The organism is Stenotrophomonas sp. LGBM10 (genome assembly GCF_046736075.1).
GTDB lineage: Bacteria > Pseudomonadota > Gammaproteobacteria > Xanthomonadales > Xanthomonadaceae > Stenotrophomonas.
Genome location: NZ_CP177163.1, coordinates 600,776 through 617,920, shown reverse-complemented (window position 1 = coordinate 617,920; position 17,145 = coordinate 600,776). Strand labels below are relative to the sequence as shown.

At 68.2% G+C, this 17,145-nt stretch carries 21 protein-coding genes and 1 pseudogene; 8 read left to right on the top strand and 14 right to left on the bottom strand.

Annotated elements, in window-relative coordinates; translation table 11 throughout:
* Window positions 1-519: 519 nt before the first annotated feature.
* Window positions 520-1,002 (top strand): glutathione peroxidase, encoded by a 483-nt coding sequence (locus ACLB90_RS02465; RefSeq protein WP_411851467.1) that lies wholly within the window; start codon window positions 520-522, stop codon window positions 1,000-1,002.
* A gap of 4 nt (window positions 1,003-1,006) precedes the next feature.
* On the opposite strand, the gene ACLB90_RS02460 is transcribed toward ACLB90_RS02465, so the two are convergent.
* The 5 genes from ACLB90_RS02460 to ACLB90_RS02440 all read right to left on the bottom strand — a co-directional run bounded on the left by ACLB90_RS02460 (window position 1,007) and on the right by ACLB90_RS02440 (window position 5,907).
* Window positions 1,007-1,546 (bottom strand): TlpA family protein disulfide reductase, encoded by a 540-nt coding sequence (locus tag ACLB90_RS02460; RefSeq protein WP_411851466.1) that lies wholly within the window; start codon window positions 1,544-1,546, stop codon window positions 1,007-1,009.
* A gap of 28 nt (window positions 1,547-1,574) precedes the next feature.
* Window positions 1,575-2,354: a ferredoxin--NADP reductase gene (locus ACLB90_RS02455; RefSeq protein ID WP_411851465.1), complete on the bottom strand. Its 780-nt coding sequence runs from the start codon at window positions 2,352-2,354 to the stop codon at window positions 1,575-1,577.
* 91 nt (window positions 2,355-2,445) lie between these two features.
* Window positions 2,446-4,317, bottom strand: coding sequence for an ABC transporter ATP-binding protein (locus ACLB90_RS02450; protein WP_411851464.1), 1,872 nt, complete (start codon window positions 4,315-4,317; stop codon window positions 2,446-2,448).
* A 214-nt stretch (window positions 4,318-4,531) separates the two neighbouring features.
* Window positions 4,532-4,975 carry a carboxymuconolactone decarboxylase family protein gene (locus ACLB90_RS02445; protein WP_411851463.1) on the bottom strand — a complete coding sequence of 148 codons (444 nt, stop codon included), beginning with the start codon at window positions 4,973-4,975 and terminating at the stop codon, window positions 4,532-4,534.
* A 35-nt stretch (window positions 4,976-5,010) separates the two neighbouring features.
* Window positions 5,011-5,907: an RNA polymerase sigma-70 factor gene (locus tag ACLB90_RS02440; protein ID WP_411851462.1), complete on the bottom strand. Its 897-nt coding sequence runs from the start codon at window positions 5,905-5,907 to the stop codon at window positions 5,011-5,013.
* Window positions 5,908-6,095: 188 nt separating this feature from the next.
* Between ACLB90_RS02440 and ACLB90_RS02435 the strand changes: the two genes are divergently transcribed.
* Window positions 6,096-7,613, top strand: a complete 1,518-nt coding sequence (locus ACLB90_RS02435; RefSeq protein WP_411851461.1) for a fumarate hydratase — start codon at window positions 6,096-6,098, stop codon at window positions 7,611-7,613.
* Window positions 7,614-7,649: 36 nt separating this feature from the next.
* On the opposite strand, the gene ACLB90_RS02430 is transcribed toward ACLB90_RS02435, so the two are convergent.
* Complete coding sequence (locus ACLB90_RS02430) at window positions 7,650-8,195, bottom strand: acyl-CoA thioesterase (protein ID WP_411851460.1); 546 nt, start codon at window positions 8,193-8,195, stop codon at window positions 7,650-7,652.
* A gap of 121 nt (window positions 8,196-8,316) precedes the next feature.
* Between ACLB90_RS02430 and ACLB90_RS02425 the strand changes: the two genes are divergently transcribed.
* Complete coding sequence (locus ACLB90_RS02425; RefSeq protein ID WP_411851459.1) at window positions 8,317-8,892, top strand: TetR/AcrR family transcriptional regulator; 576 nt, start codon at window positions 8,317-8,319, stop codon at window positions 8,890-8,892.
* A gap of 21 nt (window positions 8,893-8,913) precedes the next feature.
* Here ACLB90_RS02425 and ACLB90_RS02420 read toward each other — a convergent pair whose 3' ends face one another.
* On the bottom strand, window positions 8,914-9,549 hold the full coding sequence (locus tag ACLB90_RS02420) for a LysE family translocator (protein ID WP_411851458.1): 636 nt from the start codon (window positions 9,547-9,549) through the stop codon (window positions 8,914-8,916).
* A gap of 172 nt (window positions 9,550-9,721) precedes the next feature.
* Here ACLB90_RS02420 and ACLB90_RS02415 point away from each other — a divergent pair.
* The 3 genes and pseudogenes from ACLB90_RS02415 to ACLB90_RS02405 all read left to right on the top strand — a co-directional run bounded on the left by ACLB90_RS02415 (window position 9,722) and on the right by ACLB90_RS02405 (window position 11,141).
* Window positions 9,722-10,357, top strand: a pseudogene (locus ACLB90_RS02415) (glutathione S-transferase family protein).
* Window positions 10,358-10,414: 57 nt separating this feature from the next.
* Complete coding sequence (locus ACLB90_RS02410) at window positions 10,415-10,777, top strand: hypothetical protein (RefSeq protein WP_411851457.1); 363 nt, start codon at window positions 10,415-10,417, stop codon at window positions 10,775-10,777.
* A gap of 31 nt (window positions 10,778-10,808) precedes the next feature.
* Complete coding sequence (locus tag ACLB90_RS02405) at window positions 10,809-11,141, top strand: hypothetical protein (protein ID WP_411851456.1); 333 nt, start codon at window positions 10,809-10,811, stop codon at window positions 11,139-11,141.
* A gap of 18 nt (window positions 11,142-11,159) precedes the next feature.
* On the opposite strand, the gene arsC is transcribed toward ACLB90_RS02405, so the two are convergent.
* The 3 genes from arsC to ACLB90_RS02390 all read right to left on the bottom strand — a co-directional run bounded on the left by arsC (window position 11,160) and on the right by ACLB90_RS02390 (window position 13,304).
* A complete protein-coding gene (arsC, locus tag ACLB90_RS02400) occupies window positions 11,160-11,510 on the bottom strand; it encodes an arsenate reductase (glutaredoxin) (protein WP_411851455.1) in 351 nt (116 codons plus the stop codon).
* Window positions 11,510-12,676: a phospholipase A gene (locus ACLB90_RS02395; RefSeq protein WP_411851454.1), complete on the bottom strand. Its 1,167-nt coding sequence runs from the start codon at window positions 12,674-12,676 to the stop codon at window positions 11,510-11,512. Before ACLB90_RS02395 ends, arsC begins: the two co-directional genes overlap by 1 nt.
* 142 nt (window positions 12,677-12,818) lie before the next feature.
* Window positions 12,819-13,304: a DUF456 domain-containing protein gene (locus ACLB90_RS02390; RefSeq protein ID WP_411851453.1), complete on the bottom strand. Its 486-nt coding sequence runs from the start codon at window positions 13,302-13,304 to the stop codon at window positions 12,819-12,821.
* Between the two features lie 237 nt (window positions 13,305-13,541).
* Here ACLB90_RS02390 and ACLB90_RS02385 point away from each other — a divergent pair, with 237 nt between their 5' ends.
* Window positions 13,542-13,751, top strand: coding sequence for a cold-shock protein (locus tag ACLB90_RS02385; protein WP_136003348.1), 210 nt, complete (start codon window positions 13,542-13,544; stop codon window positions 13,749-13,751).
* Between the two features lie 73 nt (window positions 13,752-13,824).
* Here ACLB90_RS02385 and ACLB90_RS02380 read toward each other — a convergent pair whose 3' ends face one another.
* Together ACLB90_RS02380 and ACLB90_RS02375 are read right to left on the bottom strand one after the other, a co-directional pair.
* Window positions 13,825-14,310 (bottom strand): glycine zipper 2TM domain-containing protein, encoded by a 486-nt coding sequence (locus ACLB90_RS02380; protein WP_136003349.1) that lies wholly within the window; start codon window positions 14,308-14,310, stop codon window positions 13,825-13,827.
* A gap of 118 nt (window positions 14,311-14,428) precedes the next feature.
* The gene (locus tag ACLB90_RS02375) at window positions 14,429-14,869 is read right to left on the bottom strand and encodes a hypothetical protein (protein WP_411851452.1); all 441 of its coding nucleotides are present in this window, start codon (window positions 14,867-14,869) and stop codon (window positions 14,429-14,431) included.
* Between the two features lie 95 nt (window positions 14,870-14,964).
* Here ACLB90_RS02375 and ACLB90_RS02370 point away from each other — a divergent pair, with 95 nt between their 5' ends.
* Window positions 14,965-15,762 carry a ThiF family adenylyltransferase gene (locus ACLB90_RS02370; protein WP_411851451.1) on the top strand — a complete coding sequence of 266 codons (798 nt, stop codon included), beginning with the start codon at window positions 14,965-14,967 and terminating at the stop codon, window positions 15,760-15,762.
* A gap of 305 nt (window positions 15,763-16,067) precedes the next feature.
* Here ACLB90_RS02370 and ACLB90_RS02365 read toward each other — a convergent pair whose 3' ends face one another.
* Together ACLB90_RS02365 and ACLB90_RS02360 are read right to left on the bottom strand one after the other, a co-directional pair.
* The gene (locus ACLB90_RS02365; RefSeq protein ID WP_411851450.1) at window positions 16,068-16,829 is read right to left on the bottom strand and encodes a TatD family hydrolase; all 762 of its coding nucleotides are present in this window, start codon (window positions 16,827-16,829) and stop codon (window positions 16,068-16,070) included.
* Window positions 16,826-17,050: a DUF6116 family protein gene (locus ACLB90_RS02360; protein WP_411851449.1), complete on the bottom strand. Its 225-nt coding sequence runs from the start codon at window positions 17,048-17,050 to the stop codon at window positions 16,826-16,828. Before ACLB90_RS02360 ends, ACLB90_RS02365 begins: the two co-directional genes overlap by 4 nt.
* Window positions 17,051-17,145: the final 95 nt, after the last annotated feature.

The window sequence follows — 17,145 nt, the reverse complement described above, 5'->3', positions numbered from 1 at the left end:
CCGTGTTGGCGCCTCGCTGACAATGCGGGCGCGTAGTGCCGGCCGCTGGCCGGCTCCCCGCAGTGTTTGCCACGAGCGGTGCGGAGCGCGGACGCCATCCGCGCCCGGGCACCGACGCGTGTGGCGCGGCATGGCGCAAACGGCGGCGGTGGGGTTGCCTGTAGGCGTGGGCCGGGCCGGGCATTGCGGGGCACGCCGTGAACCCATCCCTGGGGACTCGTGGGCGGCATCCATGCCGCCCAACGGCCCCGCAATGCCCGGCCCGACCCACGCCCCCGGACCGTGTCGGCGCCTCGCTTACGGGCCGGCCGCTGGCCGGCTCTTCGCCATCCCTGCCACGCCCCCGATCGTGTCCGCGCCTCGCTGACAATTCGGGTGTCCGTAGTGCCGGCCGCTGGCCGGCTCCTGGCAACACCCGGCCCGGCCCATGCCTCCAGAACTGTCGGCGCGTCGCTGTATGGCCAGGCCGCGCCAACGCGCACGGCGCTAAGATGCCGGTTTCCGCAGGAGCCGCCGTCGATGACCACCGCCTTTGATTTTTCGTTCGTGGATCTCACCGGCCAGCCGCAGGCGCTGGAGCAGTATCGGGGCAAGGTGCTGCTGGTGGTGAACGTGGCGAGCAAGTGCGGATTTACGCCGCAGTACGAGGGCCTGGAGGCGCTGTGGCGCGAATACGGGCCGCGCGGGCTGGTGGTGATCGGGTTTCCCTGCGACCAGTTCGGGCACCAGGAGCCGGGCAATGCGGAGGAGATCGCGCAGTTCTGCTCGCTGACCTACGCCGTGGACTTCCCGTTGTCGGACAAGGTCGCGGTCAACGGGCCGACGGCGCATCCGCTGTGGCAGTGGTTGAAGGCGGAGAAATCCGGGGTGCTGGGCACGCGCGGGATCAAGTGGAACTTCAGCAAGTTCCTGGTCGGCCGCGACGGGCAGGTGCTGGGGCGCTACGCGCCGACGGATACGCCGGCGTCGCTGCGCGGCGATATCGAGGCGGCGCTGGGCTGACCGGTCAGCCGCCCGACTGGCGGTTGCGGACTTCTTCGGGCAACAGGGCGGTGATCTCTTCGAGGATCTTCGGCAGGGCCTGTTCGGAGTAGCCACGGTGGACGTGCGCGACGCGGCCGTCATGGTCGAGGATGAACATGTGCGGCAAGGCTTCGATGCCGTACTGGTCGGACACCAGGCCGCGGCTGTCGTGGATCCAGGTCAGCGGCGGCGATTTGCGGCCGCGGGCGATGGCGAGAAAGTCCTCGCGCGGTTCCTTGAAGTTGACCGCGAATACCTGCAGGGCGTCGGTGCCGACGATGTCCTGGAGCTGGCCAAGCACCGGCAGTTCCTTGCGGCACGGGCCGCACCAGGACGCCCAGAAGGTCACGATGACGACCTTGCCGCGGTGGGCGGCCAGGTCGACGGGGTCGCCCTTGCGGTCCTTGCCGAGCAGCTGCGGCGGCAGGTCGCCGGCCTTGGGCGGCTCGGCGGTGGCGGCGCTGGCGCCCAGGCTGATCGCCAGCAGCAGGCAGGCGAGGGCGGGGCGGATCATCCTGATCATCGACAACGGTTCCTTGAGGGCGATGCGCTTACTTTTCGACGAAGGCGCGTTCGAACACGTAATGGCCGGGCGTGCCGATCCGCGGGGAGGTCTGGAAGCCACGGCCGTCCAGCACGCTGCGCAGGTCGGCCAGCATCTGCGGGCTGCCACAGATCATCGCACGATCGTTTTCCGGGTCCAGCGGCGGCAGGCCGAGGGTCTTCTGCATCTCGCCGCTTTCCATCAGCGAGGTCAGGCGGCCCTGGTTCGGGAACGGCTCACGGGTGACGGCCGGGTAGTACAGCAGCTTGTCGCCGATCATCTCGCCGAGGAACTCGTGCTCGCGCAGCTCCTTCTCGAACAGGTCGCGGTAGGCCAGGTCCTTTTCGTAACGCACGCCGTGGGTGAGGATCACCTTGTCGAAGCGCTCGTAGGTTTCCGGGTCCTTGATCACCGACAGCCACGGCGCCAGGCCGGTGCCGGTGCCCAGCAGGTACAGGTGCTTGCCGGGGTGCAGGTCGCTGATCAGCAGGGTGCCGGTCGGCTTCTTGCCGACCAGTACCTTGTCGCCCGGCTTGATGTGCTGCAGGCGCGAGGTCAGCGGGCCGTCCTGGACCTTGATGCTGAAGAACTCCAGGTTCTCTTCCCAGTTGGCGCTGGCGATCGAATACGCGCGCAGCAGCGGGCGCGTGTCGGTTTCCAGACCGATCATCACGAACTGGCCGTTCTCGAAGCGGAAACCGCTGTCGCGGGTCGTGGTGAAGCTGAAGTAGGCGTCGGTCCAGTGACGGACCTCAAGCACCGTTTCGGCGCCGAAAGCGGAAGACATGGGGGTGGGGTCTGATCTGTGTTGTCCCGGCCAGTTTATCTCAAATGAGATAAATTCTCATTGACTGGCCGGAAACGCCTGGGGGAGGGCCTCAACGATACCCGGCGGCCTGCAGCTCGAACAATTCGGCGTAGCGGCCGCCTTCGGCCATCAGCTGGGCGTGGGTGCCGCTGGCCTCGATGCGGCCGCCGGCCAGCACCAGGATGCGGTCGGCCATGCGCACCGACGAAAAGCGGTGCGAAATCAGCACGGCGGTGCGGTTGTCGGACAGCTCCTTGAAGCGCTGGAACACCTCGAATTCGCTGCGCGCATCCAGCGCGGCGGTCGGCTCGTCCAGGATCATCACCTGCGCGTCGCGCATGTAGGCGCGGGCAATGGCGATCTTCTGCCACTGGCCACCGGACAGGTCCACACCCATCTTGAAGCGGCGCCCGATCAGCTGGTCATAGCCACCGGGCAGGCCGGCAATGACTTCGTCGGCCATGCCGCGGCGGGCTGCATCGCGGATGCGTGCCTGGTCGCCCATCGCCTCGACCAGGCCGACGCCGATGTTCTCGCCGGCGCTGAGGTTGTAGCGCACGAAGTCCTGGAAAATGACGCCCATGTTGGCGCGCAGGTCGTCCAGGTCGTAGTCGCGCAGGTCGCGCCCGTCCAGCAGGATGCGGCCTTCGTCGGGGTCGTACAGGCGCGCCAGCAGCTTGACCAGCGTGGTCTTGCCGGCCCCGTTTTCGCCCACCAGGGCCAGCACTTCGCCGGCGCGCAGTTCGAAGTCGAGGTGGCGCACCGCCCAGTACTCCGCATCGGGGTAGCGGAAGCCGACGTTCTCGAACACGAACCCCTGCGTGATCGGCTGCGGGATGGCAACGGCGTCGGTGCGGGAGTGGATCTCCGGCTGGATCTGGAAGAAGGAGAACAGGTCGTCCAGGTACAGCGCCTGCCCGGCCACCTGCGAGAAGCCGATCAGCAGGCCTTCCAGCAGCTGGCGCAGGCGCAGGAAGCTGCCGGCCAGGAAGGTCAGGTCGCCGATGGAAAAATCACCGCGCACGGTGCGCCAGGCGATGTAGGCGTAGGCGGCGTAGTAGCCGAGGGTGCCCAGCGCGGCCAGCAGGGTGCCCCAGAACGCGCGTCGGCGTGCCAGCGCGCGGTTGGCGCGGAAGAACCGGTCGGCCAGGGTCTTGTAGCGGTCGATCAGGAAGCGGTGGAGGTTGAAGATCTTCACCTCCTTGGCCGTTTCCACGCTGGCCCCGATCTGGCGCAGGTACTCCAGCTGGCGGCGTTCGGGCGTCCACTGGAAGTTGAGGCTGTACCCGGCCGCGTTGAAGTGCGACTCGCCGATGAAGGCCGGTACCAGCGCCACGGCCAGCAGCAGGATCAGCCACGGCGCATACACCAGCAGGCCCACGGCGAGGCTGGCCACGGTGATGCTGTCCTGCACCTGGCCGAACAGCTGGCTCATCAGGTTCATCCGGCCCATCGTCTGGCGGCGCGCGCGATCGAGCTTGTCCTGCAGGTCGGGGTCTTCGAAGTCCTCCAGGTCCAGTTCGGCGGCGTGTTCCATCAGGCGCACGCTGGTGACGTTGGTGAACAGTTCGGAGAGCAGCGTGTCGGCGTAGTTGACCAGGCGGCCGAGCAGGTCGGACACGATCGCCAGGCCGAACTCCAGCGCCAGCAGGCCCAGCAGGGGGTTGAGCAGGCCGCTGGAGAGCGCCTCGGCAAACGGCGGGAAACCGGGCTCGTGCTGGCTCAGCTGCAGCGCCGCGTCGATGATCAGCTTGCCCACGTACAGCATCGACACCGGCAGCAAGGCGCGGATCAGGCGCAGGCCCAGGCTGGCGCTGGCCAGTGCAGGGCTGGTCTGCCACACCTGGCGCAGGAACGGGGGCAGGTTGCGCATCGCCTGGAAGCGTTCGCGCAGACTCGGGTTCTTCTGGCCGGCAGTGCCGGCAGCGGGGGAGGCGGGCATGGGCGCCATTGTGCGCGCCCGCACCGTGGCGGAACGATGAATGCGATGCATTGTGTAGTGCCGGCCGCTGGCCGGCTCCAGGGGGTGGCTGGCATCGTGTGGAGCCGGCCAGCGGCCGGCACCAGGGGGTGGCTGGCATCAAGGGAGCCGGCCAGCGGCCGGCACTACGGGGGTGGTCGGCATCGAGGGGAGCCGGCCAGCGGCCGGGGATCTGTTACGGGAGGGGCGGCAGCAGGCCTGCGCCGAGGCGGTTCCAGGCGTTGATCACTGCGATGCCCATGCTCAGGTCGCTGATGCCCTTTTCGTCGAAGTGCGGCGCCAGTGCGTCGAACGCCGCGTCGGAGGGCGCGCCGTCGGGCAGGCGGGTCAGCGCTTCGGCCCAGCCCAGGGCGGCGCGCTCGCGCGCATCGAAGAAGCGGCTCTCGTGCCAGGCCGGCAGCGTGTCGAGTTTGCGCGGCTCGATGCCGCCCTTGCGCAGCGCGGTGCCGTGCATGTCCATGCAGTAGCCGCAGCCATTGATCTGCGAGACGCGCAGGAACACCAGTTCCATCAGCGTGGGATCGACCGAGCTGTCATGCACGGCCTTGCTGGTGGCGAGCAGGCCCTTGAACGCGTCGGCGGCCAGGCGGGTGTAGGGAACGCGGGGAGACGTGGACATCGTGGACTCCATGACGGCCCCGATGGCCGTCTTCATCAGGAGGACGCCGCAGCGTCGCGCGCTGTGACAACCGCGCCGAGTTTGTCCGGATTCAACACGCTCAGCACCCGCACGATGCGCCCGTCGTCCACGGTGACGGTGGTGACCGAATGCAGGTGCCCGCCATCGAACCGCAGGATCGCCGGCTCGCCGTTGACCCAGCCGATGCGCCCCGGATGCGAGCCGTTGCGGCGGGCGATGGCCCAGAACAGCTGGGCGATGCGCTCGGCCCCCAGCAGCGGGCGGATCGCGGCGGTCACCCGGCCGCCGCCGTCGGACACCATCTCCGCGTTGGCGTGCAGCAGTGACAGGATGGCGGCCTGGTCCCCCTGTTCGGAGGCCTGCATGAAGCGCTCCAGCAGCGCGCGGTGCTGCGCGGCGCTGACCGCGAAGCGCGGCCGCCCGGTCTGCAGCCGCTGGCGTGCGCGATGCACCAGCTGGCGACAGTTGGCCGGGGTGTGGTCCAGCAGCGGGGCGATCTCGGGGTAGTCGTAGTCGAACACGTCCTTGAGCAGGAACGCGGCGCGCTCGTCCGGTTTGAGCTGCTCCAGCAGCGCCAGGAAGGCCACCGACACATCGTCGGCGCGGGCATGGTGCTCCGCCGGGTCGTGCATCGGATCCGGGTCCAGGGCGATCTCCAGCGGTTCGGGCAGCCACGGGCCGACGTAGTCGATGCGCGCGTTGCGCGCGGCCCGCAGGCGATCCAGCCCCAGCCGGGTGGTGGCGGTGACCAGCCAGCCGGCCGGGTCGCGGATGGCGGCGGTGTCGGCACCTTGCCAGCGCAGCCAGGCGTCCTGGACCACGTCCTCGGCATCGCTGCGGCTGCCCAGCAGGCGGTAGGCGAGGGCGAACAGGCGCGGGCGATGGGTCTGGAAGAGGTCGGTGCTGTGCATGGAAGGAAGGACGCCGCAGCGGGGGCTGCCGTGACAGGAGGAGGGAGGCAGCCACTGTGCCTCAAAACCCAGCGTTGCGACTCATTCTCACCCGTGGCGCCGGCTGGCACGTCGAGGCGGCACCGGTGGACGGCTGGGGGTAAAATGGGCGGCTAACCCCCCGCCAGCCTCCAGCAAGCGAGCAAGTCGTGACATCGATCAAGCAGGAAGACCTCATCCAGTCCATCGCCGACGCGCTGCAGTACATCTCGTACTACCACCCGGTCGACTACATCAAGAGCCTCGCCGCCGCCTATGAGCGCGAAGAGTCGCCGGCCGCCAAGGAGGCGATGGCCCAGATCCTGATCAACTCGCGCATGTGCGCCGAGGGCCACCGGCCGATCTGCCAGGACACCGGCATCGTCACCGTGTTCCTGGAAATCGGCATGAACGTGCGCTGGGACGACGCCACGATGGGCGTGGAGGACATGGCCAACGAAGGCGTGCGCCGCGCCTACAACCACCCGGACAACAAGCTGCGCGCCTCGGTCCTGGCCGATCCCGCCGGCAAGCGCATCAACACCCGGGACAACACCCCGGGCGTGGTCAACGTCAAGGTGGTGCCGGGTGACACCGTCGAGGTGATCGTCGCGGCCAAGGGCGGCGGTTCGGAAGCCAAGTCCAAGTTCGCCATGCTCAACCCGTCCGACTCGATCGTGGACTGGGTGCTCAAGACCGTGCCGACGATGGGCGCCGGCTGGTGCCCGCCGGGCATGCTCGGCATCGGCATCGGCGGCACCGCCGAGAAGGCGATGCTGCTGGCCAAGGAATCGCTGATGGAGCCGATCGACATCAACGAGCTGAAGGCACGCGGTGCCTCCAACCGCGCCGAAGAGCTGCGTCTGGAACTGTTCGACAAGGTCAATGCGCTGGGCATCGGCGCGCAGGGCCTGGGTGGCCTGACCACGGTGCTGGACATCAAGGTCAAGGACTTCCCGACCCACGCCGCCAACCTGCCGGTGGCGATGATCCCGAACTGCGCCGCCACCCGCCATGCACATTTCACGCTGGATGGCAGCGGCCCGGTGATGCTGGACCCGCCGTCGCTGGAAGACTGGCCGCAGATCACCTACGACGCCTCCAAGGGCACCCGCGTCGATCTGGATACGATCACCCCGGAAGACGTGGCCAGCTGGACCCCGGGCCAGACCCTGCTGCTCAACGGCAAGCTGCTCACCGGCCGCGATGCCGCGCACAAGCGCATGGTGGAAATGCTGGACAAGGGTGAGCCGCTGCCGGTCGACCTGAAGGGCCGCTTCATCTACTACGTGGGCCCGGTCGATCCGGTGCGCGACGAAGTGGTGGGCCCGGCCGGCCCGACCACCGCCACCCGCATGGACAAGTTCACCCGCCAGGTGCTGGAACAGACCGGCCTGCTAGGCATGGTCGGCAAGGCCGAACGCGGCCCGGCAGCGATCGAGGCGATCCGCGACAACAAGTCGGCCTACCTGATGGCGGTGGGCGGTTCGGCTTACCTGGTGTCCAAGGCGATCAAGGCCGCCAAGGTGGTCGGCTTCGCCGACCTGGGCATGGAGGCGATCTACGAGTTCACCGTGCAGGACATGCCGGTCACCGTTGCGGTGGATTCCACCGGTGAGTCGGTGCACATCACCGGCCCGCGCGAATGGCAGGCCCGCATCGGCAAGATCCCGGTGGTCGTGGCCTGACCCGGTGGGTGCCGGCCATCGGTCGGTACCCCTTTACTACGCGCCGTCGTCCTTCATCGACGCGTCCAGGCCCAGCAGGGCCTGGGCGGGCTCGTTCAGTGGTGGTGAGACCGCGTCCCGCACGCCGACCGCGCCAAGCAGGTCATCGGCGCTGACGAAACGGCGTGCCCGGCGATCGTAGAACCCGGCCAACAGCAGGGCACGGGTGGCGACCACCTCGTCGTTGCCGATCAGCACGCGCTGCTGCATCACCATGCGCGCGTCCTGCCAGCCGAGGACGCGGGTTTCCAGGGTGAAGGCCTGAAACAGCTTCAACTCACGACGGAAGCGCACCGCGCCCGCGCCGACGATCGGCGCCCATCTGTTGCGCAACGCCGCCCGGCCGATGCCGTTGCGCAGGATCAGGTCGATGCGGCCCAGGTCGAACAGCGTCCAGTAGCGGCCATTGTTCATGTGGCCATTGACGTCCAGATCGTTGATCCAGACCCGCGAGCGGATCCGCGAGACCCCGTCGGGGGCGGACAGGCGCGGGCGCCACGGCGAGCTCAGCAGCAGCCACAGCAGACGAAACCAGAGATTCATGCCGGAACCCCGGCGGAACGGGGCGGGGCGGGGGCAACAGGCATGGCGGAGGAGTGGCCTATAACGGGTGTAATAATCACTTACGGTAGGCTATGACGACTGTCATGACAAGGGCCGCCGCATGAGCAATCGACACTCCAATCCGCGTGGTCGCGTGGTCGTGGCTGCGGTGGAGATGCTGGCCCGGCATGGGCTCAATGCCACCAGCATCCGTGAGATGACCAAGCGCGCCGAGGCACCGCTGGGCTCCACCTACCATCACTTTCCGGGCGGCAAGCAGCAGGTGGTGGTCGAAGCCATCGAACTGGCCGGCGCGCACGTCGGCGCGCGCCTGCAACGGCACCTGCAGGACGGTGCGCTGGCCGGGCTGCGCGCCTACCTGGCGACCTGGCGGGAGACGTTGATCGCCACCGAGTTCCGGCGCGGCTGCCCGGTGATGGGGGTGGCGGTGGAAGAGCCCATCGACGACATCGCCGTGGAAGCGCTGGATGCGGCGGCGGCCGCGTTCGGCGACTGGCAGGCCCGGCTGGCGGCGGCCCTGCAGGCGCAGGGGCATGCCCCCGCCGCGGCGGCACGCCTGGCCACGCTGATCATCGCCAGCGTCGAAGGGGTGATCGTGATGTGCCGGGCGCAGCGCAGCATCGAGCCGTTCGACCAGGTGGCCGCGCAGCTGGAGGCGCTGGTCGCCACGCCCTGAGCGGTGCGGCCGGCGCGGCGCTCAGCGTCGTGCGTCGAACAGCATGCGCAGGGCAAGGACGCCCAGCACCGTGCCCATCACCGCGCGCTGCAGGGCCTGCCAGCGGGGGCGGTCGGCCAGGAAGGCGGCCAGCCCGCCAGCCGCGGCCACGATCAGCGCATTGACGCCCAGGCTGATGGCGATCTGCAGCGACCCCAGCGCCACCGACTGCGCGGCGACGCTGCCGTGCCCGTTGGGCTGGATGAACTGCGGCAGCAGCGACAGGTACATCACCGCGATTTTCGGATTCAGCAGGCTGGTCAGCAGCCCCATTGCGAACAGGCGCGGCGGACGGTCCGGCGACAGCGCACGCACCTGGAACGGTGAGCGCCCGCCGGGGCGCAGCGCCTGCCAGGCCAGGTACAGCAGATACAGCGCACCGGCGATGCGCAGCGCGTCGTAGGCGTACGGCACCGCCATCAACAGCGCGGTAAGGCCCAGCGTGGCGCACGCGAGGTAAGTGATGAATCCCACCGCGATGCCACTCAGCGAGATCCAGCCGGCCACCCGGCCCTGGCTGACCGCGCGCGAGATCAGGTAGACCATGTTCGGGCCTGGCGTGAGCACCATCACCAGCGCGATCAGACCGAAGGCGAGCAGGGCGGAGGTGTCCGGCATGGCGATGTACCGTGGAGGCGAAAGAGCGTGGCGGCACATGCTAGGCCGCCGCTGCGGGCGCCAACAGCGACAGCGCGCGGCAATCTCACGCGGCATCTGTACCTGCCCGCCACGGCGTCGCGTCCGTTGGTGTGGCGGCGCATACTTGGCGTTTTCCGAGCAGGTACCGCCCATGCACATCACCCTTTATGGTTCGCCCAGCACGGCGTCGCTGGTGGTCCACTGGCTGCTGCTGGAACTGGCGTTGCCGCACGATCTGGTGCTGCTGGATTTCGACGCGCGCTAACACAAGGCGGCCGACTACCTTGCGCTCAACCCCCGCGGCGTCGTGCCCACGCTGGTACTGGATGGCCAGGTGCTGACCGAAGCGGCCGCCATCGCGCTGCATCTGGCGGACCTGCATCCGCAGGCCGGTCTGTTGCCGCCGGTGGGCAGTGCCCAGCGCGGCGAGGCGTACCGGTGGATGTTCTGGTGCGCAAACACCGTGCAGCCGGCCTACCGCGCGTGGTTCTACGCGCATGAAATGGCCGGCCCGGACAACATCGAGGCGACCCGGCAGCACGCGCGGCAACGCCTGGAAGCGGCGTGGCAGCAGCTGGCCGATCACCTGCAGGCGGCGGGCCCGCATGTCCTGGGCGAACAGGTGAGCGTGGTTGATTTCATGGTGGTGATGCTGCTGCGCTGGTCGCGCAACATGCCGGCGCCAAGCGATCGCTGGCCGGTACTGAAGGCCTATGCAGACCGGCTCAAGGCACGACCGGCATTCGTCGAGGTGTACCGCCGCGAAGGCATCACCGACTGGCGTTGATGCGTGGCAGCCCCGTGCGCATTTGCTACAGTCGGGGCGCCATCATGGAGGATCGGAATGCGCTGGACCGCGGTGCTGTTGTGTGTGGGAATGGTCGCCCTTGCGGGGTGCCGGTCGTACGAGATCCAGCGCCCCACCACGCCGGCAGGCACGGCCTGCATGGTCCCCTGCGACGCGCAGGCGTTGCGCTGTTCCACCGATGCACGGCTGGACGCCGAGAGCAGCCACGCGATGTGCATGGCCGGTCAGGAACGCCTGCAGGACCGCTGCTCGGGATACGCCAGCGACAGCGAACGGCATCGCTGCGAAAGCGCCAATGGCGGCACGGCCTGCCTGGCTCCCTCGCCAAACACCTCGGCCTGCACCCAGCGTTGGGAACTCTGCGCGCTGGAGTGTGGCGGGCGCATGATCGAGCGTTGACCCCACCCTCGACGCAAACACGGAGTACGCCATGTCACGGAAGGTCTGCATGCTGGTGCTGTCAGTGCTGTTGGCCGGCTGCGCCAGCGGCGGCGATTACAGCGCCGATACCGGGTTCAACGCAGGCGCACAGTGCGCGATGCAGTGCCAGGCCAGCTACCGCAGCTGCATGGCTACGCCCAAGGACAGCTACGACCGCAGCTGCGAGCAGCAGATGGCGCCGCAGCCGGACAAGCGCTGCAAGGACATCGAGCACCCCGAGCTGCGCCGTGCGTGCGAGCTGAAAGCGCATTCCTGCCAGCAGGGTGGGGTGCAGATGGGCTGCGAGGAGCGCCGCGCCGTGTGCATGTCCAGCTGCGGCTGACGCGGCTGGGGCCAGCGGTTACGCCAGCAGCTCGCGCACCGTTTCCGGCGGCCGGCACAGGCGCGTTCCGCGCGGGGTCTGGACGATGGGGCGGTTGATCAGGGCCGGATGGGCGGCCATCGCATCGATCAGGGCGGCGTCATCCAGGGTCGGGTCATCCAGCCCCAGTTCCGTATACGCCGCCTCCTTGCTGCGCAGCAGTGCACGCGGGGCGATGCCCATGCGCGCGATGACGGCTGCCAACGTGGCGCGGTCGGGCGGGGTGGCGAGGTAATCCACCACCGTGGGTTCGATGCCCGCTTCGCGGATCAGCGCCAGTGCCCCGCGCGAGTTGCTGCAGCGCGGGTTGTGCCAGATCGTCACCGCCATCAGTACCACTCCAGCAGCGACACGCCCACGCCCACGTAGGTGGCCTTGTGGTTGTAGTCGATCATGCTTTCGCCGTAGCCATCGAACACCTGCACGTGGCCGCGCAGCAGGTTGCTGATCGGGAAGCCGTAATCGAGCTGCAGCGCGCCGTGCGAACGATCGCCGCTGCGCAGCGAATGGCGCGCCATCAGCGATACCTCGTGGCCGTTCCTGTTCCAGGTCAGGGTGGCATCACCGCGGCCCATGTAATCCTCGATATCCGGGTTGTTGTCGTCCTTGCGGTCTTCCGGAATGCGGTACCACGGGCGCAGCACCAGCGCCCAGTTCTCGCGGTCCAGGCCGATGGTGGCGATCACCCGGTTCCAGCTGCGCGAGAGCGGATCGGCGCGGCCGTTGGACATGTGGTTCACGCTGATTCCGCTCATGCGCCCGCGCCAGCCGCCGATCGAGTAGCCGTTGCGGAACATCATCATGATTTCGGGTTCGTAATTGGTTTCCCGGAACGGACGCGAGTTCTCGGCGTTGTAGGCCTGCCAGCGCGAGCTCTGGGTGTAGCCGGCCCAGATGTCGCCGTTGTCGCCGAACACGTTTTCCCAGACCTTGGTCTTGAAGCTGAGCTGGAACTTCAGCTCGTTGCTGTCCAGCAGCTGCGGCGTGGTGACGGTGTTGGCCGGGTTGGGCGACTGCGGGGTCTGGTTCTTGTCGCTGGTCCAGAACGCCGGCAGCAGGTACACCGGCTTGTAGGCGCGCAGCTGGAAGGCGCCCAGCTTGGAGTCCTGGGCCAGTTCCCAGCGGCTGTCCAGCAGCGAGCCCTTGCCGGCATTGGCCAGCGCGGCTTCGTGCCCGTCGTTCTGGAACAGTTCGCCGAAGCGCTGTTTGACCCGCTGCCCCGTCGGCGCGTCGGCATCGGCGCTGCGTGCGGCCTGGCGCTCCTCGCGGCGGGCCTGCTGGGCCGCCGTGGCGGCCGCGTCGGCGGCCACGGTGACGCCGCGGGTGTGCCCGAACAGCTTGTCGTAGCAGGCCAGGCGGGCGGCATCGGTGTCCACCAGCGCACAGGCCTCCGGCGAGGCGGGCGTTGGCGCGGCCTCCTGTGCGGCCAGCGGCAGGCTGGTGGCGGTGGCCGCCAGGGCCAGGAACAACGCGGAGCGGGGGAGTGGAAGGGTCATGAACGCAGGGCCCGAGGACAAAGATGAATGGGATCGCCGCCACAGTGTCGCCGCTGCCCGGCTTTCATGCCAGCGCGCGGCGGCCACCTACAGCCTCGGTATATGCCCGTCGACGGTGTGCGCGCGACGTGAAAGCAGCGCCTCAGAAGAACCACGCGAACGCGAACAGCCCTAGCATCGCGATGGCCAGGGCCAGCTTCAACGCCACGCCCAGCAGGATGCCCAGCCAGGTGGCCAGGCCGACCTTGGTCGAGCGGCCCAGTTCGCGGCCGTGCCAGTACTCGCCCAGCAGGGCGCCGGCCAGCGGGCCGAGGAACAGGCCCAGTGGCATGAAGAACAGGCCCACGATGCTGCCGATGAAGGTGCCCCACAACGCCTTGCGGCTGGCGCCCACCCGCTTGGCCCCCACCACCGTGGCCAGGATGTCCACCGCGAAGGACAGCGCCGTCAGCAGCCCGAGCACGGTCAGCGGCAGCCAGCCCACGTGCGCGAAGCCATCCGCCCATGCCGCGAGCAGCAAACCGGCGAACACCAGCGGGATGCCGGGCAGGGCCGGCAGGATCACGCCGGCGATGCCGACGAGCACCAGCAGGGTCGCTAGCAGATACAAGATGAATGAGAGGTCCATGCTGTCCAGTATGGTGTGGTAAATGGGGTTGACATCCGAAATGTTTGCCAGTTGCTTTTTCGTTTTGCCCGGGTTAAGTTGCAGTCGCTGAGCTTGGCAAGGTCACCGTGGATCGTGGCCTGATGATGGTAGATCTTCCGGATCCGCTGCATCGTTGCACCTCGCTTCCCCCTTGCTGTCAGCCGCCCAATCAGGCGTATCCAACAACAAGAGCAGAGTCACCAGGGAGTGAGTGAGATGGCTGATCGTGAGACCGGTACTGTCAAGTGGTTCAATGATGCCAAGGGCTTCGGCTTCATCAGCCGTGAGAACGGCGAAGACGTGTTCGTGCATTTCCGCGCGATCCAGACCCAGGGCTTCAAGAGCCTGAAGGAAGGCCAGAAGGTCACCTTCACGGTTGTGCAGGGCCAGAAGGGCCTGCAGGCCGACGCCGTGGAACCGACCTGAGGTCGGCCACGCATTGGCACGAAAAAGGCCCGCGCAAGCGGGCCTTTTTCATGGTGCGGGCGGGCGGCGCGGATCAGCGCAGGATCACCTTGCCGTTGACCACGCGGACGTAGGTGTTCTCGCGGATGCCGCCCAGGTCGCGCTGGTTGACCACCACGGTGCGGCCGTCATCCATGCGCACGGTGATGTCAAACGTATCGCTGGTGACGTTCTTCTGGATCTGGTTGCCGGCCAACGCACCACCCACCGCGCCTGCGGCTGCGGCGATGTTCTGGTTGCCCTTGCTGCCGCCGGTATGGTCGGAGATCTCATGGCCGGCGACGGCGCCGACGATGCCACCCAGGATCGCGCCGGTCGCGCTCGGCGCGGTGCGGCCCGATGCCACCTGGTTGATGCGGGTGACGATGCCGCAATCGGCGCAGCGGTTGGTGTTGTAGTTGCCGCCGGAATTGCCGTAACCGTTGTTGTACCCACCGCCGCCGTAGCCCGGCGAGGTGGTGGCACAGCCAGCCAGGGCGACGGTGGCAACGGCAGCGGCGGCAATCAGTTGAATCTTCATGGTGTATCTCCTGGCCAGAGGGGTGGTCGAATGCGTCTGGTGCGCATGGAACAGATCGTGTCCTGTGCTGCGTGAACAGCGTGCCAATCCCGGGCCGCCAGCGTGGCTGGAAGATGAATCAGCGGAAATCCTGGTGGCAGGCCTTGCAGTCTGTCTGGATCTTCTCCACCAGCGTGGCCATGCCCGGACAGTCGGTCGGCGGCGCCGCCAGCGCCTCGTTGAGCGTGGCGCGCAGGGCGCTGGCGTGCTGCTGGAAGCCCTGGCTGTCCTTCAGGCCGGGAAAGGCCAGGTCCAGATCGTTGGACAACGAGCGCAGCGTCTGCAGCCGCGGCACGGTGTCGGCCAGGCTGCAGCGGTTCTGCGCCTGCGCGGCCTGCAGCAGCTCGACCTGGCGGTTCATCACGTGCATCAGCGAATCCGGGAAGGGATCCTGGCGGGCCTGGATCGCGCGCGACACCATCACCGTGGCGATCAACCCGACCAGCAGCCCAAGCAGGCCAACGAACAGATAGCGGTAGGCGGCGGAGGGGCGACGAGGCGGGGACACGGGGTCGTTCATGGTGAGGGCTTCCTTGAGGGTGGCTGCGGCGATGGTACGACGCGTCCTGTCCACGGCGCGTACCGGTACGCGCCCAGGGGCATTAAAATGTGCCGATGAATGACGTACTGCGCGAACGATTTGCCGGCATCGACCGGTTGTATGGGGTGGGCACCGTGGACCGGCTGTCGACACGCCGGGTGGCGGTGGTCGGCATGGGCGGCGTCGGCTCCTGGGTGGTCGAGGCACTGGCCCGCACGGCGGTGGGTCAGATGACCCTGATCGATGCCGACGACATCTGTGTGTCCAACACCAACCGCCAGCTGCCGGCGCTGGCCGGCCAGTACGGCCGCAACAAGGCCGAGGCGATGGCCGAGCGCTGTCGTGCGATCAACCCGGACATCCAGGTCGAGGCAATCGCCTCGTTTCTGACCGTGTCCAACATGGTGGAGCTGCTGGACCGCGATTTCGATCTGGTGATCGATGCGTGCGACAGCTTCCGGGTCAAAGTGGAGACCATCGCCTGGTGTCGTCGCCGCAAGCTGCCGATCCTGACCGTCGGTGCCGCAGGCGGACGTACCGATCCGACCCTGGTGCGGATTCGTGACGTCTCGCGCACCGAGCACGACGCGATGATGGCGCTGATCCGCAAGAAGCTGCGCAGCGATTTCAATTTCCCGAAGAATGCCTCGCGGTACTTCGGCGTCCCGGCGGTGTACTCGCTGGAGAACGTGAAATATCCCCAGGCCGACGGCAGCGTATGCGGCATCCGCCCGAATCTCGGCGCGGACGCGGCGCTGAAGCTGGACTGCGGCGCCGGCCTCGGCGCGGCCACGCACATCACCGGTGCATTCGCCTTCGCCGCGGTCGGCAAAGCCCTGGAAATGCTGCTGAAGAAGCCAGCCACCCCGTAGCGCCGGGCTCTGCCCGGCTGGCGCGCGCAGCGCGCGGTGTTGCCGGTTTCCGCGGCAACGGCAGCCGACCAACGGTCGGCTCTACCCGGCCGCGTGCGGTGTGCTGGGGTCCGCGCGAAGCGCAGCCGGGCAGAGCCCGGCTCTACCCGAACGCGCACCGTAGCGCCGGGCTCTGCCCGGCTGGCGCGCGCAGCGCGCGGTGTTGCCGGTGTCCGCGCTAAGAGCAGCCGACCAACGGTCGGCTCTACCAGAAAGCGTGCGGTGTGCTGGGGTTCGCGCGAAGGGCAGCCGGGCAGAGCCCGGCTCTACAGGGCGAAGAGGCGGCGTGCGTTCGCGGTGGTCTGGGCGGCTATTTCTTCTGCTGGCTGGCCACGCAGCCGTGCAACCGTCTCAAGAATCACCGGCAGCCGCGCCGGTTCGTTGCGCTGGCCACGGATGCCCGCGTCGGGCTGGTCGGGGGCGTCGGTTTCCAGCAGCAGCTGCTCCAGCGGCATGTGCGCGACCAGGCGCTGCAGGCGCTGGGCGCGGTCGTAGGTCAGCGGGCCGCCAAGGCCCAGCAGGAAGCCCTGCGCATGCAACTGCGCGGCCTGCTCCGGGCTGCCGGGGAAGCTGTGTACCACCCCGCGCAGACCGCCCACGTGTTTGATCGCGGCGATCACCGCGTCCACCGCACGGCGCGCGTGCACGATCACCGGCAGGTCGAACTCGCGCGCAAGGCGCAACTGGCCAAGGAAGTAGAACTGCTGCTGTTCGACATCCAGCCCGTCCACGAAGAAGTCCAGCCCGCACTCGCCAACCGCGCACGGCCGTTCCCGCACGATCCACGTGCGCAGCGCATCGAGGTGTTCGGGCCGGTGCTGATCGAGGAACATCGGGTGCAGCCCGTAGGCCGGATGCAGCCCGTCGGCGAGCCGGCAGGTATCGCGCAGCGCCGGCCAGCTGGCGGCGGTGACCGCCGGCACTACCTGCGTGCGCACACCCGCGGCGCGCGCACGGTCGATCACCTCACGTCGATCACCATCGAACTCGCCCGCGTCCAGATGGCAGTGGCTGTCGACCAGGTTCACGCGCGGCGCTTGGCCGGCAGGGGCGGTGGCGTCCGGTTGCCACGTCCTTTCCAGTTGGCCAGCAGCAGCGTGCCGAGGCCGAGCAGGATCTCGTCCACGAACGGCACCGGGTCGGGGATGAACAAGGTCAGCGCGAACAGCCCGGCGGTGAGCTTGAACAGCGTGGGGTAGCGCAGGCGGCGCGCCCATTCGAGCATTGGCAGCAGCAGGGGATTGGCCATGACGCACTCCTCGACAGATGCTGTAAACGCTATCACGGGCCCTGCTGCGACAGAACCTGAATGGGGTAACGCTGTGTGCAGGGAGTGTGGAGATT

Excerpts from the sequence above, each read along its gene's own strand:
- ACLB90_RS02440 (WP_411851462.1), bottom strand. The coding sequence starts at position 5,907 with ATGCACAGCACCGACCTCTTCCAGACCCATCGCCCGCGCCTGTTCGCC.
- ACLB90_RS02385 (WP_136003348.1), top strand. The coding sequence starts at position 13,542 with ATGGCTGATCGTGAGACCGGTACTGTCAAGTGGTTCAATGATGCCAAG.
- ACLB90_RS02390 (WP_411851453.1), bottom strand. The coding sequence starts at position 13,304 with ATGGACCTCTCATTCATCTTGTATCTGCTAGCGACCCTGCTGGTGCTC.
- ACLB90_RS02375 (WP_411851452.1), bottom strand. The coding sequence starts at position 14,869 with ATGAACGACCCCGTGTCCCCGCCTCGTCGCCCCTCCGCCGCCTACCGC.
- ACLB90_RS02370 (WP_411851451.1), top strand. The coding sequence starts at position 14,965 with ATGAATGACGTACTGCGCGAACGATTTGCCGGCATCGACCGGTTGTAT.
- arsC (WP_411851455.1), bottom strand. The coding sequence starts at position 11,510 with ATGGCGGTGACGATCTGGCACAACCCGCGCTGCAGCAACTCGCGCGGG.
- ACLB90_RS02445 (WP_411851463.1), bottom strand. The coding sequence starts at position 4,975 with ATGTCCACGTCTCCCCGCGTTCCCTACACCCGCCTGGCCGCCGACGCG.
- ACLB90_RS02395 (WP_411851454.1), bottom strand. The coding sequence starts at position 12,676 with ATGACCCTTCCACTCCCCCGCTCCGCGTTGTTCCTGGCCCTGGCGGCC.
- ACLB90_RS02460 (WP_411851466.1), bottom strand. The coding sequence starts at position 1,546 with ATGATCAGGATGATCCGCCCCGCCCTCGCCTGCCTGCTGCTGGCGATC.
- ACLB90_RS02450 (WP_411851464.1), bottom strand. The coding sequence starts at position 4,317 with ATGCCCGCCTCCCCCGCTGCCGGCACTGCCGGCCAGAAGAACCCGAGT.
- ACLB90_RS02420 (WP_411851458.1), bottom strand. The coding sequence starts at position 9,549 with ATGCCGGACACCTCCGCCCTGCTCGCCTTCGGTCTGATCGCGCTGGTG.
- ACLB90_RS02430 (WP_411851460.1), bottom strand. The coding sequence starts at position 8,195 with ATGAATCTCTGGTTTCGTCTGCTGTGGCTGCTGCTGAGCTCGCCGTGG.
- ACLB90_RS02425 (WP_411851459.1), top strand. The coding sequence starts at position 8,317 with ATGAGCAATCGACACTCCAATCCGCGTGGTCGCGTGGTCGTGGCTGCG.
- ACLB90_RS02405 (WP_411851456.1), top strand. The coding sequence starts at position 10,809 with ATGTCACGGAAGGTCTGCATGCTGGTGCTGTCAGTGCTGTTGGCCGGC.
- ACLB90_RS02455 (WP_411851465.1), bottom strand. The coding sequence starts at position 2,354 with ATGTCTTCCGCTTTCGGCGCCGAAACGGTGCTTGAGGTCCGTCACTGG.
- ACLB90_RS02380 (WP_136003349.1), bottom strand. The coding sequence starts at position 14,310 with ATGAAGATTCAACTGATTGCCGCCGCTGCCGTTGCCACCGTCGCCCTG.
- ACLB90_RS02465 (WP_411851467.1), top strand. The coding sequence starts at position 520 with ATGACCACCGCCTTTGATTTTTCGTTCGTGGATCTCACCGGCCAGCCG.
- ACLB90_RS02410 (WP_411851457.1), top strand. The coding sequence starts at position 10,415 with ATGCGCTGGACCGCGGTGCTGTTGTGTGTGGGAATGGTCGCCCTTGCG.
- ACLB90_RS02360 (WP_411851449.1), bottom strand. The coding sequence starts at position 17,050 with ATGGCCAATCCCCTGCTGCTGCCAATGCTCGAATGGGCGCGCCGCCTG.